At 64.8% G+C, this 21,596-nt stretch carries 29 protein-coding genes; 3 read left to right on the top strand and 26 right to left on the bottom strand.

All coding sequences use genetic code 11. The annotated features are described in order from the left end of the window. Positions 1–4: 4 nt before the first annotated feature. Together Q1W68_RS02075 and petA are read right to left on the bottom strand one after the other, a co-directional pair. Positions 5–1,405, bottom strand: coding sequence for a cytochrome bc complex cytochrome b subunit (locus Q1W68_RS02075; RefSeq protein WP_300658703.1), 1,401 nt, complete (start codon positions 1,403–1,405; stop codon positions 5–7). Between the two features lie 49 nt (positions 1,406–1,454). Then, positions 1,455–2,063, bottom strand: a complete 609-nt coding sequence (petA, locus tag Q1W68_RS02070; RefSeq protein ID WP_300652328.1) for a ubiquinol-cytochrome c reductase iron-sulfur subunit — start codon at positions 2,061–2,063, stop codon at positions 1,455–1,457. A 250-nt stretch (positions 2,064–2,313) separates the two neighbouring features. On the opposite strand from petA, the gene mscL reads away from it, so the two are divergent. Beyond that, a complete protein-coding gene (gene mscL, locus Q1W68_RS02065) occupies positions 2,314–2,742 on the top strand; it encodes a large conductance mechanosensitive channel protein MscL (protein WP_300652330.1) in 429 nt (142 codons plus the stop codon). Here the strand turns inward: mscL and pdxA are convergent. Continuing rightward, positions 2,732–3,781, bottom strand: a complete 1,050-nt coding sequence (gene pdxA, locus Q1W68_RS02060) for a 4-hydroxythreonine-4-phosphate dehydrogenase PdxA (protein WP_300652333.1) — start codon at positions 3,779–3,781, stop codon at positions 2,732–2,734. The two genes, mscL and pdxA, sit on opposite strands and share 11 nt — an antisense overlap. Before the next feature lie 6 nt (positions 3,782–3,787). Then, positions 3,788–4,573, bottom strand: coding sequence for a Nif3-like dinuclear metal center hexameric protein (locus Q1W68_RS02055; RefSeq protein WP_300652336.1), 786 nt, complete (start codon positions 4,571–4,573; stop codon positions 3,788–3,790). A gap of 154 nt (positions 4,574–4,727) precedes the next feature. Here Q1W68_RS02055 and Q1W68_RS02050 point away from each other — a divergent pair, with 154 nt between their 5' ends. Then, positions 4,728–5,885 carry a Do family serine endopeptidase gene (locus tag Q1W68_RS02050; RefSeq protein ID WP_300658707.1) on the top strand — a complete coding sequence of 386 codons (1,158 nt, stop codon included), beginning with the start codon at positions 4,728–4,730 and terminating at the stop codon, positions 5,883–5,885. A gap of 5 nt (positions 5,886–5,890) precedes the next feature. Here Q1W68_RS02050 and tatC read toward each other — a convergent pair whose 3' ends face one another. The 7 genes from tatC to hisI all read right to left on the bottom strand — a co-directional run bounded on the left by tatC (position 5,891) and on the right by hisI (position 9,221). Beyond that, complete coding sequence (gene tatC, locus Q1W68_RS02045) at positions 5,891–6,688, bottom strand: twin-arginine translocase subunit TatC (RefSeq protein WP_300654147.1); 798 nt, start codon at positions 6,686–6,688, stop codon at positions 5,891–5,893. Continuing rightward, positions 6,688–7,182: a twin-arginine translocase TatA/TatE family subunit gene (locus Q1W68_RS02040; protein ID WP_300715498.1), complete on the bottom strand. Its 495-nt coding sequence runs from the start codon at positions 7,180–7,182 to the stop codon at positions 6,688–6,690. The genes tatC and Q1W68_RS02040 overlap by 1 nt, the downstream gene beginning before the upstream one ends. Positions 7,183–7,275: 93 nt before the next feature. Beyond that, on the bottom strand, positions 7,276–7,518 hold the full coding sequence (gene tatA, locus Q1W68_RS02035) for a Sec-independent protein translocase subunit TatA (RefSeq protein ID WP_300715497.1): 243 nt from the start codon (positions 7,516–7,518) through the stop codon (positions 7,276–7,278). A gap of 132 nt (positions 7,519–7,650) precedes the next feature. Continuing rightward, entirely contained in the window at positions 7,651–8,013 is a 363-nt protein-coding gene (locus Q1W68_RS02030; RefSeq protein WP_300654139.1) for a histidine triad nucleotide-binding protein, read from the bottom strand. A gap of 19 nt (positions 8,014–8,032) precedes the next feature. Further along, a complete protein-coding gene (locus Q1W68_RS02025) occupies positions 8,033–8,422 on the bottom strand; it encodes a hypothetical protein (protein WP_300658709.1) in 390 nt (129 codons plus the stop codon). Positions 8,423–8,434: 12 nt separating this feature from the next. Beyond that, positions 8,435–8,815: a phosphoribosyl-ATP diphosphatase gene (locus tag Q1W68_RS02020; RefSeq protein WP_300652698.1), complete on the bottom strand. Its 381-nt coding sequence runs from the start codon at positions 8,813–8,815 to the stop codon at positions 8,435–8,437. A gap of 7 nt (positions 8,816–8,822) precedes the next feature. Then, positions 8,823–9,221 carry a phosphoribosyl-AMP cyclohydrolase gene (hisI, locus tag Q1W68_RS02015; RefSeq protein ID WP_300658736.1) on the bottom strand — a complete coding sequence of 133 codons (399 nt, stop codon included), beginning with the start codon at positions 9,219–9,221 and terminating at the stop codon, positions 8,823–8,825. Positions 9,222–9,347: 126 nt separating this feature from the next. Here hisI and Q1W68_RS02010 point away from each other — a divergent pair, with 126 nt between their 5' ends. After that, positions 9,348–9,842 carry a LapA family protein gene (locus Q1W68_RS02010; protein ID WP_300653659.1) on the top strand — a complete coding sequence of 165 codons (495 nt, stop codon included), beginning with the start codon at positions 9,348–9,350 and terminating at the stop codon, positions 9,840–9,842. A 9-nt stretch (positions 9,843–9,851) separates the two neighbouring features. Here Q1W68_RS02010 and hisF read toward each other — a convergent pair whose 3' ends face one another. The 15 genes from hisF to mlaD all read right to left on the bottom strand — a co-directional run bounded on the left by hisF (position 9,852) and on the right by mlaD (position 21,594). Continuing rightward, positions 9,852–10,631: an imidazole glycerol phosphate synthase subunit HisF gene (gene hisF, locus Q1W68_RS02005; protein ID WP_300653662.1), complete on the bottom strand. Its 780-nt coding sequence runs from the start codon at positions 10,629–10,631 to the stop codon at positions 9,852–9,854. An 8-nt stretch (positions 10,632–10,639) separates the two neighbouring features. Then, positions 10,640–11,380, bottom strand: coding sequence for a 1-(5-phosphoribosyl)-5-[(5-phosphoribosylamino)methylideneamino]imidazole-4-carboxamide isomerase (hisA, locus tag Q1W68_RS02000; protein WP_300653665.1), 741 nt, complete (start codon positions 11,378–11,380; stop codon positions 10,640–10,642). Positions 11,381–11,398: 18 nt separating this feature from the next. Further along, on the bottom strand, positions 11,399–12,058 hold the full coding sequence (gene hisH / locus Q1W68_RS01995; RefSeq protein ID WP_300653668.1) for an imidazole glycerol phosphate synthase subunit HisH: 660 nt from the start codon (positions 12,056–12,058) through the stop codon (positions 11,399–11,401). A 13-nt stretch (positions 12,059–12,071) separates the two neighbouring features. Next, on the bottom strand, positions 12,072–12,701 hold the full coding sequence (gene hisB, locus Q1W68_RS01990) for an imidazoleglycerol-phosphate dehydratase HisB (protein WP_300653669.1): 630 nt from the start codon (positions 12,699–12,701) through the stop codon (positions 12,072–12,074). Further along, complete coding sequence (hisC, locus tag Q1W68_RS01985; protein ID WP_300715496.1) at positions 12,698–13,786, bottom strand: histidinol-phosphate transaminase; 1,089 nt, start codon at positions 13,784–13,786, stop codon at positions 12,698–12,700. The genes hisB and hisC overlap by 4 nt, the downstream gene beginning before the upstream one ends. After that, a complete protein-coding gene (hisD, locus tag Q1W68_RS01980; protein ID WP_300715495.1) occupies positions 13,783–15,126 on the bottom strand; it encodes a histidinol dehydrogenase in 1,344 nt (447 codons plus the stop codon). The genes hisC and hisD overlap by 4 nt, the downstream gene beginning before the upstream one ends. Continuing rightward, positions 15,123–15,773 carry an ATP phosphoribosyltransferase gene (gene hisG / locus Q1W68_RS01975; RefSeq protein ID WP_300653674.1) on the bottom strand — a complete coding sequence of 217 codons (651 nt, stop codon included), beginning with the start codon at positions 15,771–15,773 and terminating at the stop codon, positions 15,123–15,125. Before hisG ends, hisD begins: the two co-directional genes overlap by 4 nt. Positions 15,774–15,852: 79 nt before the next feature. Further along, the gene (murA, locus tag Q1W68_RS01970) at positions 15,853–17,133 is read right to left on the bottom strand and encodes a UDP-N-acetylglucosamine 1-carboxyvinyltransferase (protein WP_300653676.1); all 1,281 of its coding nucleotides are present in this window, start codon (positions 17,131–17,133) and stop codon (positions 15,853–15,855) included. 14 nt (positions 17,134–17,147) lie between these two features. Beyond that, on the bottom strand, positions 17,148–17,387 hold the full coding sequence (locus tag Q1W68_RS01965) for a BolA family protein (RefSeq protein ID WP_069047539.1): 240 nt from the start codon (positions 17,385–17,387) through the stop codon (positions 17,148–17,150). Position 17,388: 1 nt separating this feature from the next. Next, positions 17,389–18,144, bottom strand: coding sequence for an ABC transporter permease (locus Q1W68_RS01960; RefSeq protein WP_300658714.1), 756 nt, complete (start codon positions 18,142–18,144; stop codon positions 17,389–17,391). After that, entirely contained in the window at positions 18,141–19,079 is a 939-nt protein-coding gene (locus Q1W68_RS01955) for an ABC transporter ATP-binding protein (RefSeq protein WP_300653682.1), read from the bottom strand. Before Q1W68_RS01955 ends, Q1W68_RS01960 begins: the two co-directional genes overlap by 4 nt. A gap of 136 nt (positions 19,080–19,215) precedes the next feature. After that, positions 19,216–19,500, bottom strand: a complete 285-nt coding sequence (locus Q1W68_RS01950; protein WP_300658715.1) for an STAS domain-containing protein — start codon at positions 19,498–19,500, stop codon at positions 19,216–19,218. Between the two features lie 16 nt (positions 19,501–19,516). Further along, positions 19,517–20,140 carry a phospholipid-binding protein MlaC gene (locus Q1W68_RS01945; protein ID WP_300653689.1) on the bottom strand — a complete coding sequence of 208 codons (624 nt, stop codon included), beginning with the start codon at positions 20,138–20,140 and terminating at the stop codon, positions 19,517–19,519. A 117-nt stretch (positions 20,141–20,257) separates the two neighbouring features. Further along, on the bottom strand, positions 20,258–20,956 hold the full coding sequence (locus Q1W68_RS01940) for a VacJ family lipoprotein (protein ID WP_300653690.1): 699 nt from the start codon (positions 20,954–20,956) through the stop codon (positions 20,258–20,260). Positions 20,957–21,114: 158 nt separating this feature from the next. Then, positions 21,115–21,594 (bottom strand): outer membrane lipid asymmetry maintenance protein MlaD, encoded by a 480-nt coding sequence (gene mlaD, locus Q1W68_RS01935; RefSeq protein WP_300653686.1) that lies wholly within the window; start codon positions 21,592–21,594, stop codon positions 21,115–21,117. Positions 21,595–21,596 lie beyond the last annotated feature (2 nt).

The raw sequence follows: 21,596 nt of genomic DNA, 5'->3' as shown, positions 1-21,596 counted from the left end.
GGGCTCAATGGGGCTGGAAGGTCACGCGGTCGGGCACGGCCTTGAACTCACCCAGGCGGCTCCACCAAGGCATCAACAGGAAGAAGCCGAAGTAGAACAGGGTGCCGACCTGGGACACGCGCTCGCCGATGGGCGAGGGAGGCAACACGCCCAGATAACCAAGGATCAGGAAGTTGATGACGAACAAGCCGTACAGGTACTTGTTCCAGGTCGGGCGGTAGCGGATCGACTTCACCGGGCTGTGATCCAGCCAAGGCAGGAAGAACAGGATGATCACGGCGCCACCCATGGCGACCACACCCCAGAACTTGGCGTCGATGGCCAGCATGAGGGCCACCAACACGATCGCGCCCAGAACGATAGCGCCCTTGATGGCACCGGACACTTTGGCCTTGAGCGCTCCGAGCACGGCAGCGATCACGACGATGGCGACCAGCGCGAACATCATCTCGCTGGTGATGGCGCGCAGCATCGAATAAAACGGCGTGAAGTACCAGACTGGCGCGATGTGCAGGGGTGTGACCAGCGGGTCCGCCGGGATGAAGTTGTTGTACTCCAGGAAGTAACCGCCAAACTCCGGTGCGAAGAAGATGATCGCCGAGAACAGCATCAGGAAGACCGACACGCCGAGCACGTCGTGCACGGTGTAGTAGGGGTGGAAGGGAATGCCGTCCAGCGGAATGCCTTTGGCGTCCTTCTTGGCCTTGATCTCCACGCCGTCCGGGTTGTTGGACCCCACCTCGTGCAGCGCGATGATGTGCGCCACCACCAGACCCAACAGGACCAGCGGCACTGCGATCACGTGGAAGCTGAAGAAGCGGTTCAAGGTAGCGTCGCCCACCACGAAGTCCCCGCGGATGAGCAGCGCCAGATCGGGGCCCACAAACGGAATGGCTGCGAACAGGTTGACGATCACCTGTGCGCCCCAGTAGGACATCTGGCCCCAGGGCAGCAGGTAGCCCATGAACGCCTCGGCCATCAGACACAGGAAAATGGCACAACCAAACACCCAGACCAGCTCACGCGGCTTTCGATAGCTGCCGTAGATCAGGCCGCGGAACATGTGCATGTACACCACCACAAAGAAAGCGGAAGCGCCGGTGGAATGCATGTAGCGGATCAGCCAACCCCAAGGCACATCACGCATGATGTATTCAACGGACGCAAACGCCAGCGCCGCATCGGGCTTGTAGTGCATCACGAGAAAAATGCCGGTCACGATCTGGATCACGAGCACCAGCAGGGCGAGCGAGCCGAAAAAGTACCAGAAGTTGAAGTTCTTCGGTGCGTAGTACTCGGCCAGATGCTCGTTGTACAGCTTGGAGAGCGGGAACCGGTTGTCAACCCAGTTCAGCGCCTTCTCGGCGATCGGGGCGTTGGGGGAAACTTCTTTGAATTCAGCCATGGGTTGCCTCTGTGTGGCGTTGTCTGATCTCGCTTCGAACCGCTGCGGCTCAGGCCTGCTTCTCTTCACCCACCAGCAAGGTGGTGTCGGACAGGTAGTAGTGCGGCGGCACTTCCAGGTTGTCCGGGGCCGGCTTGTTCTTGAACACGCGACCAGCCAGATCGAAGGTGGAACCGTGGCAGGCACACAGGAAGCCGCCCTGCCAGTCGTCCGGCAGAGAGGGCTGTGGGCCCGGGGTGAGCCGGTCTCCAGGGGAGCATCCCAGGTGCGTACAGATGCCCACGGTCACCAGAATTTCGGGCTTGATGGACCGGTGGTGGTTCTTCGCGTACTCGGGTGTGGGAACCGCGTTGCGCGCCGACTCCGGGTCGGCCAGCTGACCGGCGATCTTTTCGAGTTCGGCCAACTGCTCGGGCGTGCGCCGCATGATCCAGACGGGCTTGCCGCGCCACTCGACGACGATTTTTTCGCCCGGAAGGATGCCCGAAACGTCCACCTCGACCGCTGCACCAGCGGCTTTGGCTCGCTCGGAGGGCTGAAACGTGCTCACGAAGGGCACAGCGACTGCGGCTGCACCCACGCCACCCATGGCGCAGGAGGTGATCAGCCAGGTACGGCGGCTGCTGTTGGCAGGCGCTTGGGCGGTAGCTTCACTCATGGAACTCTTTCAATGAGACTTCGGGTCAGGACACTCGGGACAACCCGGCATTGTACTGGAGAGCGCTGAACGCTCTCCCGTTTGTCGGGGCGCAGCTCAGGGCTATTGATGTGCGCGACGCACGTCGTTCCGTGCACCGCTTCGCCGGACCTGCCCGCCAACACCTCGGGCGCTTGTGTGAGAATCTTTTTGCCATAGCGCACAGCATGGCAACGACGATCGCCAATAACCATCCATTGAGGGAAACACCATGAGCGTTGTGCAGGAATTCAAGGAATTTGCCGTCAAGGGCAATGTCATCGATCTGGCCGTTGGCGTGATCATCGGGGGGGCATTCGGCAAGATCGTCACGTCGATGGTGGAAGACATCATCATGCCGCTGGTGGGCGCCGTTTTCGGCAACTTCGACTTCACCAACCTTTATGTGGCCCTGGGCAAGGTGCCAGATGGAACGGCGCCGACACTGGCGGCACTCAAAGCTGCGGGAGTGCCCACGCTGGCGTACGGCAGTTTCATCACCGTGGCCATCAACTTCACGATCCTGGCCTTCATCATCTTCATGATGGTCAAACAGATCAACCGACTCAAGCGCGAAACCCCGGCTGCACCTCCCGCGCCGGTGGCCACGCCTGAAGACGTGGTGCTGCTGCGCGAGATCCGCGACAGCCTCAGGAAGTAAGGCTGGCCGCCAGGGCCGCGTCGATCGCGGCCAGCAAACTGCTGGGGTTCGCGCGGCCCGTGCCCGCGATGTCGAACGCGGTTCCGTGGTCGGGGCTGGTGCGCACAAAGGGCAAGCCCAGTGTGGTGTTCACGCCATCGTCCAGGCCCAGCAACTTGACCGGGATGAGCCCCTGGTCGTGGTACATGGCCACGACCACATCAAAAGCACCCTGCCGCGCCCGCATGAAGACCGTGTCCGGCGCGTGCGGGCCGCTGGCATCCACCCCCTCCTGCCGGGCGCGGACAATGGCCGGGGCGATCACATCCCGATCTTCGAACCCGAACAAACCGCCCTCCCCCGCGTGCGGGTTGAGCCCCGCCACGGCGATGCGCGGCCGGACCATGCCGATGCGCAGAAAGTGCGCTTGTGTGATGCGGATCGTCTGCAACACCTGCTCGGTGGTCACCGCGTCCAGCGCCTGACGGAGCGAGACGTGGATGCTCACGAGCACCGTGCTCAGACCGGGGCAGCTCAGCATCATGCGCACAGGCAACTCCGCCACCGCCACGCCGAGGTGGGCCGCGCCGAGCGACTGCAGCAGCTCGGTGTGTCCGGGGTACTCGACGCCCGCCGCGGCCAAGGCCTCCTTGTGGATCGGCGCAGTCACCACGGCGCGAGCCTGACCTTCCAGCACAGCCTGGGCTGCCCATGCGATGCAATCAGCGGCTGCGCGTCCGGCTGATGCGCTGATGCACCCCATCGCGACCGGCTCGACCAACTTGCACGCCTGCACCACGGCCATGCAACCCGGGGGAACCGCCGCCAGGTCGGCCATGTCTGCAATTTCGGCCAGCATCACACGGTTCGATCCGGCGCCCCACTGCCGCGCCGCCCGGCGCAGGGTCTCCACATCGCCCGCCACCACGGTCTGCGGCAGAAGCGCTGGGCGCTCGCTCAAAGCTTTCGCGATGATCTCCGGCCCGATGCCGGCCGGATCTCCCATGGTCAACACGATGGGGCTGATCCGGGCCGTGTGGCGCGTGGTGGATGGTGGCATCGGGATTCAGGCCGGGTTATCGATGTCGATGAACACGTGCTCCAGCCCAAGCAGGGCCGCGACGTGCGCGCCCACGGCGGGCGCACCGTAGCGCTCGGAAGCGTGGTGTCCGCAGGCGATGTAGGCCACCCCACATTCGCGGGCGTAGTGGGCCTGCGGCTCGGAAATTTCACCGGTGATGAACACGTCGGCACCAGCGGCGATGGCGGCTTCAAAGTAGCCCTGCGCGCCACCCGTGCACAGCGCGACGTGCCGCACGGGTCGGTCGGGTTCGGCCACCAGGGTGACGGCTCGACCGAGCTGCTGCGACACGTGCTCGGCCAACTCGGCGGCCGACGCCGACGGCCGGTGACCCATGAAACCCAGCGACTGCTCACCAAACCGGCCACGCGCATCGGTGTACAGCGCCACCCCCAGCCGCTGCGCCAGTTGCGCGTTGTTGCCCAGCTCGGCGTGGGCATCCAGCGGGAGGTGGTAGGCCAGCAGGTTGATGTCGTGGGCCAACAAGCGGGACAGGCGCTGCTTCATCCAGCCCGTCACCCGACCATCCTGACCGCGCCAGAACAAGCCATGGTGCACCAGGATGGCGTCGGCGCCCTCGTCGATCGCAGCGTCGATCAGTGCGCGGCTGGCGGTCACACCGCTGACCAGTTTGCCGACCTCGGCACGCCCTTCGACTTGCAATCCGTTGGGGCCGTGGTCCTTGAACAGTGCGGGTTGCAACAACTGGTCCAGCGCCTGTGTGAGGGCCTCGCGGCGCACCGCGGGCGGTGATGGGTGGTCGGTTGACATGGGATGGTCGATTTCGCGAACGGCTGCGGTGGTCGCCCATTCTGACACCCGCCTCGCGCAGCGTCGGTGGCGCACGCAACGGCCTTGAACGCCGCATGCCCGATCGCATATGCAGGACAATCAGCGCCGTACCCAACCCATCTTCAGCTCCTCCATGAAACGACTCTGGCTCCTGTTCGCCCAAACCGTCACCGTGCTGGTGGCGGCCCTGTTTGTGGTGGCCACTTTGCAGCCGCAGTGGCTCGGACGCTCGGCCTCCGTGGCGTCGGTGGTGCCGGTGCTGGAAGCGCCTTCCCTGGGCACCGCGCCCGCGGCGGTGGATGGCGCTTCGAGCTTTCGCAGCGCCGCACGTGCCGCTTCGCCTGCGGTGGTGAGCATCAACACCAGCAAGGCGGCCGTCAGCGGCGCACAAAGCGCCGACCCCTGGTTCCGCTTCTTTTTTGGCGATCAGGCCCAGAGCCAGCCACAAACCGGCCTGGGTTCGGGTGTCATCGTGAGCCCCGCGGGCTATGTGTTGACCAACAACCACGTGATCGAGGAGGCCGACGAAATCGAGGTCATCCTCAACGACGGACGCAAAAGCGCGGCCAAGGTGATCGGCACCGACCCCGAAACCGATCTCGCGATCCTGAAGATCGAGCTGACCGACCTGCCCGTGATCACACTGGGGAACTCCGACGCGCTGGAGATCGGCGACCAGGTGCTGGCCATCGGCAACCCGTTCGGCGTCGGGCAGACCGTCACCAGCGGCATCGTGAGCGCGCTGGGCCGCACGCAGCTGGGCATCAACACCTTCGAGAACTTCATCCAGACCGACGCGGCCATCAACCCAGGCAACTCGGGCGGGGCGCTGGTGGACGTGAACGGGCACCTGATGGGCATCAACACGGCCATCTATTCACGCTCCGGCGGCTCGATGGGCATCGGTTTTGCCATCCCCACCTCCACGGCACGCAACGTGCTGGACGCGATCGTGCGCGACGGTCAGGTCACGCGCGGCTGGATCGGTGTGGAACCTCAGGAGCTGACACCCGAACTGGCGGAAAGTTTTGGTCTGGCACCCGGCGCGGGCGTGGTCATCACGGGTGTGCTGCAAAACGGTCCCGCCGCTCAGGCAGGCATCCGTCCAGGTGACGTGATCACTGCCGTCGCAGGCAAGCCCGTGAGTTCGGTGCCCCAGTTGTTGTCGGCGGTGGCCTCCCTCCAACCCGGCACGGCTTCACCACTGGACGTGACACGCCGCGACAGCAAGATTCAGGTGCAGGTCACGCCGGGGCGGCGCAATGTCGCGCGCCAGGCAGCGGCGCGATAAGCCACTCAGGAAGCCGATTCCTTCTCCGCGGTCTCGGCTTCGGTGGGTGCCGCCGCCTTGATGAACCACTGGGCTCCCCAGATGCCGATCTCGTACAGGATGCACATGGGCACGGCGAGCGCCAGTTGGGAGATCACATCGGGTGGCGTCACCACCGCGGCAATCACGAACGCCACCACGATGAAGTAGCCGCGGAACTCCTTGAGCTTCTCCACCGTCACCATGTTCATCTTCACCAGCAGCACCACCACGATGGGCACCTGGAAGGCCAGGCCAAAGGCGAGGTACAGCGAGAGGATGGCCTCCACATACGACGCGATGTCGGGCGTGGCGGCCACGCTGGCGGGCGTGAACTGCTGGATGAAGCCGAACATCTTGTCCAGCACGAAGAACTGCACAAAGGCAATGCCCACATACGCCAGCAAGCTGCCGAGCACGATCAACGGGATGGCAAATCGCTTTTCGTGGCTGTAGAGCCCCGGCGCCACGAAGGCCCACACCTGGTACATCCACCACGGCAGCGAGAGCAGCAGTGCCGCCATGGCCAGCACTTTGATGGGCACGAAGAAAGGCGAAAACACGCCCACGGCGATCAGCTTGGCGTCGGGCGGCATGTGCGCGCGGATGGGAACGGCAATCAGGTCGATCAAACCACTGGGGCCCGGCCAGAAGGCCAGCAAGGCCATGCAGATGGCCAGTCCGATGACACCGTAGAGCAGGCGATCCCGCAGCTCCATCAGGTGCTGCACGAACGGTTGTTCTGAACCGGCGAGTTCGTCGGTGGATTTTTCGGTGTCGGACATCAGCGGGGGGCGGAAGAGGAGCGGGGCCGGAAACGGGCCACGCGGGCCGCACCGGATTGGGTGCGCGTGCGCACCCCGGTGCGGGCCTTGTACCACTGGGGCATGGCCTTCTGCTTGAGCCGCCAGTTCTTTTTGGGGTGCTTGTAAACCGGCGGTTCAAGCGAACCGAGGGTGTCGTTGGAGCTGTAGGACGAACTGCTGCTGCCGTCCAGTCCGGCGGTTGCTTCGGACCACGATTTTTCGAAGTCGGTGGCGCCGCTCTGCACAGACTGTTCCACATCGCGCGCGGCACTCGTCACCGAGTCCTTCATCTTCTTGAGCTCCTCGAGCTCCATGGAGCGGCTGACCTCGGACTTCACGTCGGCCACATACCGCTGCGCCTTGCCCAGCAAGGCGCCCACGGTGCGCGCCACACGCGGCAACTTCTCGGGGCCGATGACGATCAACGCCACAGCCCCGATGAGGGCGAGTTTGGAAATGCCCAGATCAATCATGTGTCGGCCATCCTGCGGGCGGTTCGGGCTCGAAGCGAGCCTCGGGGTGGGCGCTCAGGCAGCGAGTGGTGTCACCGCAGCGCTCGGGGGAGATCAGCTCTTTTGCTTGGCTTCGACGTCGATGGCGTTTTTGTCGGCACGGGTTTCCTGGGTCACCTGACCGGCCGAGGCCGATGCGGTGTCGGCGGGATTCTGACCGCCTTCCTTGATACCGTCCTTGAAACCTTTGACGGCACCGCCCAGGTCGGAGCCGATGTTCTTGAGCTTCTTGGTACCGAACACCATCACCACGATGAGCAGCACGATGAGCCAATGCCAGATAGAAAACGAACCCATGGTTTACTCCAGATATTGAGGTGTAGCGCAGTGCGCTGTGGGTGGGATTCTAAGCCCGTGCAGTAGTTCAAGCCCGTTGGGCAGGCAATTCCAGCGCCGCCACCGTGGAGTGTCTCGCCCGCGGTGGATCGATCAGCCGCGCAACCAGGGTCTGGGGCCGCCCATCACGTGCACATGCAGGTGGTGAACCTCCTGCCCTCCTTCGGCGCCGGTGTTGCACACCATGCGAAATCCACCCTCGGGATAGGGGTTGCAGCCTTGTTCTGCGGCGAGCCTGGGTGCCAGCACCATCAAACGGCCCATGAGCCGCTCGTGCTCGGGCCCGACCTGCGCCATGGAGGCAATGTGCAGCTTGGGCACCAGCAGGAAGTGCACCGGCGCCCAGGGGTGGATGTCGTGGAAGGCAAAGAGGTCTTCGTCCTCGTACACCTTCTTCGATGGAATCTGGCCGGCAATGATCTTGCAGAAGATGCAGTTGGGGTCGTGTGCGGTCATGTGGAATGCGTGGAAAGGTTCAATCGGGCATGGCCTGGTTGGCGTTCATGCGCACCATGCCCTTGACGATGCGGTAGAGGAACCAGATGGAAATGACACCCCACGCGATCCACCCGGGCAGCACGAAGAGCAGCCACAGCGGCAAGGTGACGAGGTAGAGCACAGCGGCCCAGATCACGGTGCGGATGCGCCAGGAAAAATGGCTGGCCTGCCAGGTGCCTTCGGCGTCGCTCTTTTTCACCAGATCGATGACCAGCGCCACGATCAACAAGGCCACACCGGGCTGGGTGGCCGGCAACACCGCGCCCACGGCCACGATCAGGTGCAGGAGGTAGCTGATCCAGCCGATGGTCTTGAGGGATTGGGCCCGCTCGCTGTCCACCGGTTCAACGTCGATGATGTCGCTCATGGCAGTGTCCTTTCAGTGGGCGTCGGGCTCGGTGCCGGCTTCACGCGCCAGCACCTTGCGCATGGCTTTTTCTTCCAGGCCGCTCAGGCCTTCGCGGCGCACCAGCTCGGCCACCACGTCGGCCGGGCCGAGCTGGTAATGGGCCAGTGCGATCATGCAGTGAAACCAGAGGTCGGCTGTTTCGTTCACCAGCTTTTGCGGGTCGCCGCCATGGTCGAGGTCCTTGGCGGCCATCACGGCTTCGGTGGCTTCTTCGCCGATTTTCTTGAGGAAGCTGTCGGGCCCTTTGTGCAGCAGACGGGCCACGTAACTCTTCTCGGGGTCGCCGCCGTTGGCCGGCTTGCGGCTTTCAATCACAGCGGCCAGACGCGCCAGGTCATCGGTGGGGTTCATCGTGGGCTCACTTGTAGATCGATTCGGGGTCTTTGAGCACCGGTTCGACGGCATTCCATCGGCCATCGGCCAGGCGCTGGAAGAAACAACTGTGGCGCCCGGTGTGGCAGGCAATGCCGGGCTCATGGCCCAGCTGGGTGACCTTGAGCAGGACCACGTCGTTGTCACAGTCCATGCGGATGTCGTGCACGGTCTGCACGTGGCCCGACTCTTCGCCCTTGAACCACAGCTTGTTGCGCGAGCGGCTGAAATACACAGCACGCCCCAGCTCGGCGGTTTTTTGCAGCGCCTCGCGGTTCATCCACGCGAACATGAGCACATCGCCCGTGGCCGCCTCTTGCGCGATCACGGGCACCAGGCCCTGCGCGTCCCATTTCACATCGTCCAACCAGTTCATCGGTTGAATCTAACATGGCCATTTGGGGGCCCGAACGACCACGCCGGCAAAGCCGCTACGATGAACCCGGTTCTGACAAGACCGATGCCCCACCCGATCACTTGCCATGGCGCAGCTCCGCGCACAGGAACCCCCATGAAAATCCGCACCCTGCTCCTCATCCTCTTCATCCTGCTGGTCGCTGGCTTCGTGGCGCTCAACTTCGCCCAGATCCTGCAACCCACCGCACTGAGTTTCGGCTTCACCGAGGTGCAGGCGCCACTCGGGCTGGTGCTGCTGGGCATGCTGGCATTGGTGCTGGTGGTGTTTCTGGCCGCGCTGGTGTACCAGCAGACCACGCACATGATGGAAGTGCGCCGCGTCACCCGCGAAGCATCGGAGCAACGCACGCTGGCCGACAAGGCCGAGGCCTCGCGCTTCACCGAGCTGCGCACTTTTCTGCAAGCCGAAATGCAGGCCACGGCGGCACGTGAAATCGATCTGGCCGAGAAACTGCACCTGAAGGTGGACCGCCTGCAAGCGGCCATGACCGAGGTGATCGAGCAGAACGGCAACGGCCTGAGTGCCACCCTGGGTGAACTGGAAGACCGCCTGGAGCGTCAGTACCAGCTGCGCAGCGACCGCACCTGAGCGGGCGCGTCAGAGCCGGACGGGGATCCCGCGTTCGGCCATTCGGGCCTTGGCCTGCGCCACGGTGAACTCACCGTAGTGAAAGATGCTCGCGGCCAGCACGGCATCTGCCCCGCCTTGTTGCACGCCGTCGGCCAAGTGGTCGAGCGTGCCCACGCCGCCCGAGGCGATCACCGGCACGTCCACCGCATCGGCCACGGCACGGGTGAGCGCGAGGTCAAAGCCCGATTTGGTGCCGTCACGGTCCATACTGGTCAGCAGGATCTCGCCGGCGCCGTGTTCGGCCATCTGTCGGGCCCAGGCCACCGCGTCCAGGCCCGTGTTCTTGCGCCCGCCGTGGCTGTACACGTCCCAGCCTTCACCGCGTTGGGCCAGGTCTTCGCCCTGTCGGCGTTTGGCGTCGATGGCCACCACGATGCACTGGGCGCCGTACTTGGCAGACGCATCACGGATCACCTGCGGGTTGGCCAGCGCGGCCGAATTGAAGCTGGTCTTGTCGGCCCCGGCGTTGAGCAGGCGGCGCACGTCTTCGACCGTGCGGACGCCACCGCCCACCGTGAGCGGAATGAAGACCTGCGAGGCCACAGCCTCGATGATGTGCAGGATCAGGTCGCGCCCGTCGCTGGTCGCCGTGATGTCGAGGAAGGTCAGCTCGTCGGCACCCTGGTCGTTGTACCGCGCCGCGATTTCCACCGGATCGCCAGCATCGCGCAGTTCCACGAAGTTGACGCCTTTGACCACGCGGCCGCCGGTCACGTCGAGGCAGGGAATGATGCGCTTGGCCAGCATGGGCAGTGTTATCCGTTCAGGTCGTCGGCGAGTTGCTGAGCCGCTTCAAAGTCGAGGTCGCCGCTGTAGATCGAGCGGCCACAGATCACGCCTTCGACGCCCTCGTCTTCCACCGCGCACAACGCACGGATGTCGTCCAGGTTGGACAGGCCACCCGATGCGATCACGGGGATGGACAGCGCCTGCGCCAGCTTGACCGTGGCCTCGATGTTGATGCCCGAGAGCATGCCGTCGCGGCCAATGTCGGTGTAGATGATGCCTTCGACGCCGTAGTCCTCGAACTTCTTGGCCAGGTCCACCACCTCGTGGCCGGTGAGCTTGCTCCAGCCATCGGTGGCAACCTTGCCGTCCTTGGCGTCCAGGCCCACGATGATGTGACCACCGAACGCGGTGCAGGCGTCCTGCAGGAAACCGGGGTTCTTCACGGCGGCGGTGCCGATGATCACGTAGCGCAGGCCGGCATCGAGGTAACGCTCGATGGTGTCGAGATCGCGGATGCCGCCCCCGAGCTGCACGTCCACCTCGGAGCCCACCTCTTTGAGAATGGCGCGAATCGCCTGCTCGTTCTTGGGCTTGCCGGCGAAGGCGCCGTTGAGGTCCACCAGGTGCACGCGGCGCGCGCCCTTGTCGACCCAGCTGCGCGCGATGGCCGCCGGGTCTTCACCGAACACGGTGGATTGGTCCATGTCGCCTTGTTTCAAGCGAACGCACTGGCCGTCTTTCAGATCAATGGCAGGAATCAGCAGCATGATGGTGTGGTGAAAGGCCTAGGGGTTCCAGGAGAGGAAGTTGCGGTAAAGCGCCAGCCCCTGGTCGGCGCTTTTTTCGGGGTGAAACTGGGTGGCAAAGATGTTGTCGCGCGCGATCGCCGCGGCAAAGCGGCCACCATAGTCGGCTTCGCCCACGCAATGCAAGGCTTGGGCAGGCCGAGCATAGAAGCTGTGCACAAAATAAAAATAGGCGCCATCCCGGATGCCGTCGAACAGCGGGTGCACCGGGCGGCCGAGGTCGTGAAACACCGGGTTCCAGCCCATCTGGGGCACCTTGAAGCGGCTGCCATCGGCCTGAAGACGCCCTTCGAGCCGGAAACGCACCACCTCGCCGGGGATCAGGCCCAACCCGTCGGTCGGACCTTCCTCGCTGCGGTCCAGCAGCATCTGCATGCCCACGCACACGCCAAACAGCGGTTTGTTGGCAGCCGCGTGCAGCACGGCGTCTTTCAGGCCGGAAGCGGCGAGCTCGTTCATGCAATCGGCCATGTGGCCCTGGCCCGGCAGCACCACGCGGTCGGCGTCCAGCACATCCTGCGCGAGTGAGGTGACCAGCACCTCCACATCTTCGGCGCGTGCCACATGTTGCACGGCCTGCGAGACGGAGCGCAGGTTGCCACTGCCGTAGTCCACCACGGCGACTGTCTTGCGTTTCATGGCCGGGAAGGGGTTACAACGAACCTTTGGTCGAGGGAATCACGTCGCCCATGCGCGGGTCGCGCTCCAGCGCCATGCGCACGGCGCGGGCAAACGCCTTGAACACGGTTTCGGCCTGGTGGTGGGCGTTTTCGCCGTGCAGGTTGTCGATGTGCAGGGTCACGCCGGCGTGGTTGACGAAGCCCTGGAAGAATTCGAAGGCGAGCTGGGTGTCGAAACCGCCCACCATGCCGCTCTTGAAGGGCACGCGCATGTGCAGACCCGGGCGGCCCGAAAAATCGATGACGACACGCGAGAGCGCTTCGTCCAGCGGCACGTAGGCATGGCCGTAGCGGCGAATGCCTTTTTTGTCGCCCACGGCCTTCGCAAAGGCCTGGCCGAGCGTGATGCCCACGTCTTCCACCGTGTGGTGACCGTCGATGTGCAGGTCTCCCACCGCCTGGATCTCGAGGTCGATCAGCCCGTGGCGGGCGATCTGGTCGAGCATGTGGTCAAAGAAGCCGATGCCGGTGGACAGCGTGGCGGCACCGGTACCGTCGAGGTTCACACGCACGCCGATCTGCGTTTCCGAGGTGTTTCGCTGCACGAATGCCGTGCGGTCATGGGTTCCTGCGGGGGCGGATGCGGAAGGCGTGGAAGTCATGGAGTGGTTTGGAGGGCGCGGATCAGCGAGGCGTTTTCCGACGGTGTGCCCACCGTCAGCCGCAGACAGTTTGTCAGCAGTGGGTGCATTTTAGAAACATTCTTCACCAGAATGCCCTGGGCCTTGAGGCTGTCAAAACAACGTTGCGCATCGGGCACACGCACCAGCACCATGTTGGCGTCGCTGGGGAAGGGCTGAAAACCCGGGATCTGGCGCAAGGCGTCGGTCAACACGGTGCGCTGCTCACAGATTTGCGCGGCCTGCTCAGCGAACACGCCGGCGTGCTCCAGCGCAAACAACGCACATTCGGCGTTGAGCACGCTCACGTTGTAGGGCGGACGCAGCTTGTCGATCTCCTGCACCAGCGCCTGCGGCCCGAGCATGTAGCCCAGACGCACGCCGGCCAGGCCGAACTTGGAGAGCGTGCGCATGAGCAGCACATTGGCGTTGGCCGCCGGGTGGGCACGGATCTCGTCCAGCCAGCTGCGGCTGGAGAACGGCTGGTAGGCCTCGTCCATCACCACCAGCCCCCCGAAGCCCGCAGCCTCGGCGATCAGGCGGCGGATGGTGTCGGCGCTCCAGAGGTTGGCCGTGGGGTTGTTGGGGTAGGCGATGTAGGTGATGGCGGGTTGGTGCTCGCGTATCGCGCTCAGCATGGCCGCTTCGTCCAGCTCGAATTCGGCCGTGAGCGGCACACCCACGAACTTCAAACCCTGCAACTGCGTGCTCATGGCGTACATGACAAAGCCCGGCAGCGGCGCCAGCACGGTGGCGCCCGGCAGGTCGCAGGCCAGGGTCACCAGCGAGATGAGTTCATCGGAACCGTTGCCCAGCATCAGGCTGCAGCCGGCGGGCAGGTCCACGTAGCGAGCCAGCGCGGCCTTGAGGTCGTCCACACGCGGGCCGGGGTAGCGGTTCACCGCCACCGCGCCCAGGCGTGCGCCCAGCGCGGCCTGCAGCTCGGGCGGCAGCGCGAACGGGTTCTCCATCGCGTCGAGCTTGACCATGCCGGCGGCGTCCTGCACGGCGTAAGCGTGCATCGACTGCACGTCCTGGCGGATCACGCTCAGCGGGTTGACGCTCATGCTGCACCCCGCATGGGTGGCACGTCGTCCAATCGCATCTCGGCCGCACGCGCATGCGCCTGCAGGCCTTCGCCGTAAGCCATCTCGGCGGCGATCTTGCCCAGGCTCTGCGCGCCGGCCTGACTCACCTCGATCAGGCTGCTGCGCTTCTGGAAGTCGTACACGCCCAGCGGCGAAGAGAAGCGGGCCGTGCCGCTGGTGGGCAGCACATGGTTGGGGCCGGCGCAGTAGTCGCCCAGGCTTTCGCTGGTGTAGGCGCCGAGGAAGATCGCGCCGGCGTGCTTGAGCAGCGGCTCCCAGCGGTGCGGGTCGCGCGAGCTGACCTCGAGGTGCTCGGGTGCGATGCGGTTGCTGATCTCGCAGGCCTCTTCCATGCTGCGCGTGTGGATCAGCGCGCCGCGGCCTTCGAGCGACGCGCGGATCACGTCGCGGCGCGGCATCGTGTCGATCAGCCGGTCGATCTCGGCCTGCACCCGCTCGATGTAGGCCGCGTCGGGACACAGCAGGATGCTCTGCGCGAGTTCGTCGTGCTCGGCCTGGCTGAACAGGTCCATCGCCACCCAGTCGGCCGGCGTGCTGCCGTCGGCCAGCACCAGGATTTCGCTCGGGCCGGCGATCATGTCGATGCCCACGGTGCCGAACACGCGCTTCTTGGCGCTGGCCACATAGGCGTTGCCCGGGCCGGTGATCTTGTCGACCTTGGGCACGGTGGCCGTGCCGTAGGCCAGCGCGGCCACGGCCTGCGCGCCACCGATGGTGAAGGCGCGCGTGACGCCCGCCACGAAGGCGGCGGCCAGCACCAGCGGGTTTTTCTCACCGCGCGGGGTGGGCACCACCATGATGATTTCCGCCACGCCGGCCACATGGGCGGGGATGGCGTTCATCAGCACGCTGGAGGGATAGGCTGCCTTGCCACCCGGGACGTAAATGCCCACGCGGTCCAACGGGGTGACCTTCTGGCCCAGCAACGTGCCGTCTTCGTCGCGGTAGCTCCAGCTCTCGCCACCGGCCTTTTTCTGCGCTTCGTGGTAGCTGCGCACCCGGCGGGCCGCGGCCTGCAGGGCATCGCGCTGGGCAGCGGGCAGGCTGTCGAAAGCTGACTTCAATTCGGTCTGGGTGAGTTCCAGCTGTTTCAGGTCCGGCACATCGAGGCTGTCAAACCGCGCTGTGTACTCCAGCACGGCGGCGTCACCGCGCAACTTCACGTCCGCCAGGATGCTGGCCACGCGCTCTTCGATCGCGCCATCGGTCTCGGCCGACCAATGCAGCCGGGCCGCGAACTGCGCCTCGAAATCGGCGGCGGCGGTGGAGAGGCGGGCGGGACGGGCGGTGAAGGTCATGCGGGTGTGCCTTGTTCGATGGCTTGGGCGAAGGCGTTGATGATCGGGCGGATGGCGGCTTGCTTGAGCTTGAGCGAGGCCTGGTTCACCACCAGGCGCGCGCTGATGTCCATGATGCGTTCGACTTCGATCAGGTGGTTGGCCTTGAGCGTGTTGCCGGTGGACACGAGGTCGACGATGGCGTCGGCCAGGCCGGTCAGCGGCGCGAGCTCCATGCTGCCGTAGAGCTTGATCAGGTCCACGTGCACACCCTTGCTGGCGAAGAACTCGCGCGCGATGTGGGTGTACTTGGTGGCCACTTTCAGGCGCGAGCCCTGGCGCACGGCCGAGGCATAGTCGAAGTCGGCACGCACGGCCACGCTGACGCGGCAGCGCGAGATGTTCAGGTCCAGCGGTTGGTACAAGCCCTGGCCCCCGTGCTCGATCAGCGTGTCCTTGCCGGTCACACCGAGGTCGGCGCCGCCGTGTTCCACATAGGTGGGCACGTCGCTGGCGCGCACCAGCACCACCCGCACGTCCGGGTTGCTGGTGGCCAGGATCAGCTTGCGCGATTTTTCGGGATCTTCCAGCACCTCGATGCCGGCGGCTTTCAGCAGCGGCAGGGTCTCGTCGAAGATGCGGCCTTTGGAGAGGGCGAGGGTGATCATGGCGACTCCCGCCGGGCCGCCCCATGGGAGGCGCGCGCCCCCTCGGGGGGCAGTGAACAGAGTGAACGTGGGGGCTGTTTCATTTGACCCTCTCGATGTCGGCGCCGATGCCGCGCAGTTTTTCTTCCATCTGGTCGTAGCCACGGTCCAGGTGGTAGATGCGGTCGACGATGGTGTCACCCTCGGCCACCAGGCCGGCAATCACGAGGCTGGCCGATGCGCGCAGATCGGTGGCCATGACGGTGGCACCCGACAGACGCGGAATGCCCTCGACCACGGCGATCTTGCCGTCGACCTGGATGTGCGCACCCAGGCGCACCAGTTCGTTGACGTGCATGAAGCGGTTTTCAAAGATGGTCTCGGTGACCTTGCTCGTGCCTTCGGCGATGCAATTGAGCACCATGAACTGGGCCTGCATGTCGGTCGGGAAGCCCGGGTACTCGGTGGTGCGAAAGCTCTGGGCCTTCAGGCGGCCCGAGGCCCGCACGCGGATGAAATCACCACCCGCGTCCTTGCCGGCTTCGATCTCGGCACCAGCCTCGTGCAGCTTGTCGATCACCGCGTCCAGGTGCTCGGCGCGGCCGTGGCGCAGCACCACGTCACCGCCCGTGGCGGCCACGGCGCACAGGAAGGTGCCGGTCTCGATGCGGTCGGCCACCACCTGGTGGGTGCAGCCATGCAACCGGTCGACGCCCTGGATGTGGATGCGGCTGGTGCCGTGGCCTTCGATCTTGGCGCCCATGGCGATCAGCATCTCGGCCAGGTCACCAATCTCCGGTTCCTGCGCGGCGTTTTCCAGCAGCGTCTCACCCTCGGCCAGCGCGGCGGCCATCAGGAAGTTTTCCGTGCCGGTGACGGTCACCATGTCGGTGGCGATGCGCGCACCGTGCAGCCGGGTCTTGCCCGCCGGCAGTTTGGCGACCATGTAGCCGTGTTCCACCACGATCTCCGCACCCATGGCCTGCATGCCCTTGATGTGCTGGTCCACCGGGCGCGAGCCGATGGCGCAACCACCCGGCAGGGACACGCGGGCATGACCAAAGCGCGCCAGCAGCGGCCCGAGGACCAGCACCGAGGCTCGCATGGTCTTGACCAGCTCGTAGGGCGCTTCTGCCAGAATAGGATCGGCCGCCCGCAGCGTGATGCCGCCGCGCTCGCCGTGGGTCTGCGTCTGCACGCCCATGTTGTCGAGCAGCTGGCGCATGGTGGCCACGTCGCGCAGGCGCGGCACGTTGTTCAGCGTGACCGGGTCGGCGGTGAGCAGCGCGGCGCACAGCTCGGGCAGCGCGGCGTTCTTTGCGCCGGAGATGGTGACTTCGCCTTGCAGCGTACGGCCGCCCGTGATTCGGAGTTTGTCCATGAAACGCTGCCGGTTCAGGGTTGGGCCGCCCATTCGGCGGGGGTGTAGGTCTTCATCGACAAGGCGTGCACCTCGTCGGTCTGGATGCGACCGCCCAGCGTGCCGTAGACGGCCTGGTGGCGCTTGATCAGGCGCAGGCCTTCAAAGGCGGGCGACACGATCACCGCAGCCCAGTGGCGACCGTCACCGGTGACTTCGAGGTGTTCGCACGGCAGGCCGGCGGCGATGAGCGATTGCAGTTGTTCAGCGGTCATGTCAGTGGCGAATTTTGTAGCCGGTCTTGAGCAGGTGCAGCGCGATCGCGCTCACGATGGCGAGAGCGCCACCCACCAGCGCCAGGCTGATCCAGGGGGATACGTCGCTCTTGCCGAAGAAGCCGTAACGGAAGCCGTCGATCATGTAGAAAAACGGGTTGAGGTGGCTCACCTTCTGCCAGAACTCGGGGAGGGAGTGGATCGAGTAGAACACGCCCGAGAGGAAGGTCATGGGCACGATGATGAAGTTCTGGAACGCGGCCATCTGGTCGAACTTCTCGGCCCACAGACCGGCGATCAAACCGAGCGCGCCCAGCAGCGCCGCGCCCATGAAGCCAAAGGCCAGGATCCACAGCGGCGCCACCAGCGAGGGCTGCGCGAACCACCAGGTGACCACCATCACGCCCGCGCCCACGGCGAGCCCGCGCACGATGGACGAACCGACATAGGCCACAAACCAGGCGCGGTGCGACAGCGGCGTGAGCAACAAGAACACCAGGTTGCCCATGATCTTGCTCTGGATCAACGAAGACGAGCTGTTGGCGAACGCGTTCTGCAGCACGCTCATCATCACCAGACCCGGCAACAGGAAAGCGGTGTAGCTCACCGAGTCGTACACCTGCACCCGGTCTTCGAGCACATGACCGAAGATCATCAGGTACAGGATGGCGGTGATCACGGGCGCGGCCACGGTCTGGAAACCCACCTTCCAGAAGCGCAAGATTTCCTTGTAGAACAGCGTCTGCCAGCCGGTCATGCTGGAACCTCTGCAGGGGCAGTCTGCCGGGGCTGTGCGCCGGTCAGCTCCAGGAACACGTCTTCCAGATCGGCCTTGCGGATCTCGATGTCTTCGGGCACCACACCCGCCTCGCGCAGCCGCGCTAGGATGCGCTCCACCGCCAGTGCGTCGTTCGCTGGCAGCTGAACCACACGGCCTGTGATGCGGGCCTGAACCGCCAGATCGGTGGGCAGCAGGGCGTCGGTCTTGAAGCGCAACACGTTCGACGCGGCGCGCGCGAGCAGGGCCGAGGTGGATTCGAGCGCCACCACCCTGCCCTGCTTGAGCATGGCAATGCGTCCGCACAGCGCTTCGGCTTCTTCGAGGTAATGCGTGGTGAGCAGCACGGTGCTGCCCAGGCGCTTGTTCAGATCGGAGATGAACTGCCACAAGGTCTGGCGCAACTCCACGTCCACGCCGGCGGTGGGCTCGTCGAGCACGATCACCGGTGGTTTGTGCACCAGTGCCTGCGCAATCAACACCCGGCGCTTCATGCCGCCCGAGAGCTGGCGCATGTTGGCATTGGCCTTGTCGGCGAGGCCCAGGCCTTCGAGCAGTTCGTCGATCCAGGCGTCGTTGCGCTGGATGCCGAAATAGCCGGACTGGATGCGCAGCGCCTCGCGCACATTGAAAAAGGGGTCGAACACCAGCTCTTGCGGCACCACGCCAAGCTGGCGGCGCGCCGCCTGGTAGTCCGCCTGCACGTCGCTCCCGTGCACCAGCACGCGGCCCGACGTGGCGCGGGCCAGACCGGCCAGGATGCTGATCAAGGTGGTCTTGCCGGCGCCGTTGGGGCCCAGCAGGCCGAAGAACTCGCCGGCCTCAATGTCGAACGACACCGACTGCAAGGCTTGCACGGTGCCGCGAGAGGACGGGTAGCTTTTGGAGACGTCAGAGAAGGAAACGGCGGACATGTGCGGGAGAACCACTGAGGTCATGGGCCGCGCACAGGGCGTCTGGCAGCGGTGAGTAACCGCGTATTTTAGGCCCGACGGGGTGTCCGCACAGGACACGGGGCCAGACCCCGAACCCAGCGGGCACTGAAAGCGCTTAGGGTGCGAGCAGCTCGTTCACGCCGTACAGACCCATCAGGCTCTCCAGCCGTCGCGGCCAATGGCTCACCTGGAGGGTCTTGCCTTCGGCGCGCAGCAACCGACGCAATTCCAGCAGCACCGCCACAGCCGAGGAATCGAACACGCTGAGCGATGCCGCATCGAGCATCACCACCGGACCGGTCTGGAGTGAAAGCGCCTGCTTCAGTTCCACCAGGGTCCGGCCGGCGTTCGCCAGCGTGACCTGCGACGGAAGGGCCGCAGAAACAGCGGCCTTGGACATGGAAGTCGTCACCGGATCAGCTGGTCTTGGCCACGTTGGACTTGTTGCGCTGCACCAGCGATGCGATCAGGCCATCGATGCCTTTGGCGTTGATCTCCTGCGCGAACTGGGTGCGGTAGGTTTCCACCAGCCAGACGCCCAGCACGTTGATGTCGTAGATCTTCCAGCCGTTGGCGGTTTTCTCCATGCGGTAATCGAGCTGGATCGGATCGCCCTTGCCGCGCACTTCGGAGCGCACCACCACCTCGGTGTCTTCGGGCTTGGAGCGCATCGGCTTGAAGGTCACGGTCTGATCTTTCACCTCACCGAGCGCGCCGGAGTAGGTTCGCACCAGCAGGATCTTGAACTCGTCCTGCAGCTGCTTCTGCTGCTCGGGCGTGGCCTGACGCCAGAAGCGACCGACCGCGGAGGACGTCATGCGGGTGAAGTTCACGCTCGGCAGGATCTTGGTGTCGACCAGCGCCACGATGCGGTTCACGTCACCGGCCTGAATCGCGGGATCGGCTTTCACCGAAGCCAGCACGTCGCTGGAAATGCGCTTGACCAAGGCGTCGGGGGCTTCGTCTTGCGCCATGGCGGGCAGAGACATCACACCAGCGGCGGTGATCACGAGGGCGGAGAGCCAGGAGCGGCGTTTCATCATGGTTGTTTTCCTTTCGAGGCCATTGGCCTGACTGCAGACAGCGCAGCGTAGTGCATCAGAGCGGCAGGTATGTGAAGCGGTTCCACTGCATTCGTTGCGAGACGTATCGGTGGTTCACCGATCGCGGCCGCCCAGACCCACACCCTTGTCGATCATGTCGTCGATCTGGCTTTGACGGCGGTTGAGGTACAGATCGCGGGTGAAGCTGTATTTGTCGAGCGCGGCCTCTTCCAGCAAGGACGAAGCGCGCAGCAGGCCCGCGCGCGTGTCGACCACGCGCAGCGCCGTCAGCGAATTGCGTGCCGACACGTCGTTCATGCCCGAGACCGGATCCACGCTCATGTCCACCACCAGCCCGGTGCCGTCACGCACCGACGAGGGACCAAAAATGGGCAACACCAGGTAGGCGCCCGACGGCGCGCCCCAGCGTCCCAGGGTGTGGCCAAAATCCAGGCGGGTACGGGGAATACCGGCTTCGGTGGCGATGTCGAGCAGACCCCCCAGGCCGAGCACCGTGTTGACGCTGAACCGCATCAGGTTTTCACCCGCTTCGCGGGGGCGCAGCTGGAAGGCCGCGTTGGCCGCCGACCAGAGGTCGCCGATGTTGCCGAAGAAGTTGTTCACGCCGGTTTGCACCGGGCTGGGTGCGACGTCTTTGTAGACCGTGGCCACCGGCTTGAGGACCGCCGTGTCCACCGCATCGTTGAAGCGGTAAACGCCACGGTTGAACGGCTCCAGCGGATCTTGAGGGTTGGCGTCGGGCCCGGTGGCGCAGCCGGTGAGCACGGTCAGCGTGAAGGCGCTGACCAGCATGGCCGGAGTCCGGCTGGTGAGTTTGAGCTTGTTGTTCATGTTGAAACCCCCTGGGCGCTGTGCCCGAATCGTTGTTGCGTCGTTGTTGCGTGAGCAGCCTGCATTCTTGTCGGATTGCCGCGTCATGTCAGGGTGCGCCGCCAAAAGCCTTGCCGGGCTTACTCAGCGGGCTTGGCGTCACCGCTGTCGGCGGCCTTGCTGAAGAGGAACTGGCTGATCAGGTTTTCCAGGATCACCGCCGACTGGGTTTGTGTGATCACGGCGCCCGCTGCGATGTTCTCTGCGTCGCCGCCGGGTTCGATGCCGATGTATTGCTCACCCAACAGGCCGTTGGTGAGGATCTTGAGCGAGCTGTCTTTGGGAAACTTGTACCGCGTTTCGAGCGCCAGGGTGATGTTGGCCTGGAAAGTGGTGTCATCGAAGGTGATGGACTCCACCCGACCGACCACCACGCCCGCACTGCGCACCGCCGCTTTGGGTGTGACGCCACCGGCGTTGTCGAAACGGCCCACCACCTGGTAGGTTTTCTCGAAGTTCAAGCTCAACAGGTTGGCCGACTGCAGGGCCAGGAACAGGATGGCCGCTGCGCCGATCAGCACGAACAGGCCGACCCAGATGTCGTTTTTGGAAGTTTGCATGG

Origin of the sequence: Hydrogenophaga sp., assembly GCF_030158645.1 — a bacterium.
Lineage (GTDB): Bacteria > Pseudomonadota > Gammaproteobacteria > Burkholderiales > Burkholderiaceae_C > Hydrogenophaga.
Note: the sequence above shows the minus strand (reverse complement) of the source record. Positions and strands in the feature narration are given on the sequence as shown.

Excerpts from the sequence above, each read along its gene's own strand:
- hisC (WP_300715496.1), bottom strand. The coding sequence starts at position 13,786 with ATGAGCGTCAACCCGCTGAGCGTGATCCGCCAGGACGTGCAGTCGATG.
- hisH (WP_300653668.1), bottom strand. The coding sequence starts at position 12,058 with ATGAAACGCAAGACAGTCGCCGTGGTGGACTACGGCAGTGGCAACCTG.
- tatC (WP_300654147.1), bottom strand. The coding sequence starts at position 6,688 with ATGTCCGACACCGAAAAATCCACCGACGAACTCGCCGGTTCAGAACAA.
- Q1W68_RS02025 (WP_300658709.1), bottom strand. The coding sequence starts at position 8,422 with ATGAGCGACATCATCGACGTTGAACCGGTGGACAGCGAGCGGGCCCAA.
- hisF (WP_300653662.1), bottom strand. The coding sequence starts at position 10,631 with ATGCTGGCCAAGCGCATCATTCCCTGCCTCGACGTGACCGGCGGCCGC.
- petA (WP_300652328.1), bottom strand. The coding sequence starts at position 2,063 with ATGAGTGAAGCTACCGCCCAAGCGCCTGCCAACAGCAGCCGCCGTACC.
- hisA (WP_300653665.1), bottom strand. The coding sequence starts at position 11,380 with ATGCTGCTGATTCCTGCCATTGATCTGAAAGACGGCCAGTGCGTTCGC.
- Q1W68_RS02020 (WP_300652698.1), bottom strand. The coding sequence starts at position 8,815 with ATGAACCCCACCGATGACCTGGCGCGTCTGGCCGCTGTGATTGAAAGC.
- Q1W68_RS02040 (WP_300715498.1), bottom strand. The coding sequence starts at position 7,182 with ATGATTGATCTGGGCATTTCCAAACTCGCCCTCATCGGGGCTGTGGCG.
- hisD (WP_300715495.1), bottom strand. The coding sequence starts at position 15,126 with ATGACCTTCACCGCCCGTCCCGCCCGCCTCTCCACCGCCGCCGCCGAT.
- Q1W68_RS02010 (WP_300653659.1), top strand. The coding sequence starts at position 9,348 with ATGAAAATCCGCACCCTGCTCCTCATCCTCTTCATCCTGCTGGTCGCT.
- Q1W68_RS01955 (WP_300653682.1), bottom strand. The coding sequence starts at position 19,079 with ATGTCCGCCGTTTCCTTCTCTGACGTCTCCAAAAGCTACCCGTCCTCT.
- mscL (WP_300652330.1), top strand. The coding sequence starts at position 2,314 with ATGAGCGTTGTGCAGGAATTCAAGGAATTTGCCGTCAAGGGCAATGTC.
- Q1W68_RS02055 (WP_300652336.1), bottom strand. The coding sequence starts at position 4,573 with ATGTCAACCGACCACCCATCACCGCCCGCGGTGCGCCGCGAGGCCCTC.
- Q1W68_RS01945 (WP_300653689.1), bottom strand. The coding sequence starts at position 20,140 with ATGAAACGCCGCTCCTGGCTCTCCGCCCTCGTGATCACCGCCGCTGGT.
- hisG (WP_300653674.1), bottom strand. The coding sequence starts at position 15,773 with ATGATCACCCTCGCCCTCTCCAAAGGCCGCATCTTCGACGAGACCCTG.
- pdxA (WP_300652333.1), bottom strand. The coding sequence starts at position 3,781 with ATGCCACCATCCACCACGCGCCACACGGCCCGGATCAGCCCCATCGTG.
- Q1W68_RS01965 (WP_069047539.1), bottom strand. The coding sequence starts at position 17,387 with ATGACCGCTGAACAACTGCAATCGCTCATCGCCGCCGGCCTGCCGTGC.
- mlaD (WP_300653686.1), bottom strand. The coding sequence starts at position 21,594 with ATGCAAACTTCCAAAAACGACATCTGGGTCGGCCTGTTCGTGCTGATC.
- Q1W68_RS01940 (WP_300653690.1), bottom strand. The coding sequence starts at position 20,956 with ATGCTGGTCAGCGCCTTCACGCTGACCGTGCTCACCGGCTGCGCCACC.
- murA (WP_300653676.1), bottom strand. The coding sequence starts at position 17,133 with ATGGACAAACTCCGAATCACGGGCGGCCGTACGCTGCAAGGCGAAGTC.
- tatA (WP_300715497.1), bottom strand. The coding sequence starts at position 7,518 with ATGGGTTCGTTTTCTATCTGGCATTGGCTCATCGTGCTGCTCATCGTG.
- hisB (WP_300653669.1), bottom strand. The coding sequence starts at position 12,701 with ATGACTTCCACGCCTTCCGCATCCGCCCCCGCAGGAACCCATGACCGC.
- Q1W68_RS02030 (WP_300654139.1), bottom strand. The coding sequence starts at position 8,013 with ATGACCGCACACGACCCCAACTGCATCTTCTGCAAGATCATTGCCGGC.
- Q1W68_RS02050 (WP_300658707.1), top strand. The coding sequence starts at position 4,728 with ATGAAACGACTCTGGCTCCTGTTCGCCCAAACCGTCACCGTGCTGGTG.
- Q1W68_RS01960 (WP_300658714.1), bottom strand. The coding sequence starts at position 18,144 with ATGACCGGCTGGCAGACGCTGTTCTACAAGGAAATCTTGCGCTTCTGG.
- Q1W68_RS01950 (WP_300658715.1), bottom strand. The coding sequence starts at position 19,500 with ATGTCCAAGGCCGCTGTTTCTGCGGCCCTTCCGTCGCAGGTCACGCTG.
- Q1W68_RS02075 (WP_300658703.1), bottom strand. The coding sequence starts at position 1,405 with ATGGCTGAATTCAAAGAAGTTTCCCCCAACGCCCCGATCGCCGAGAAG.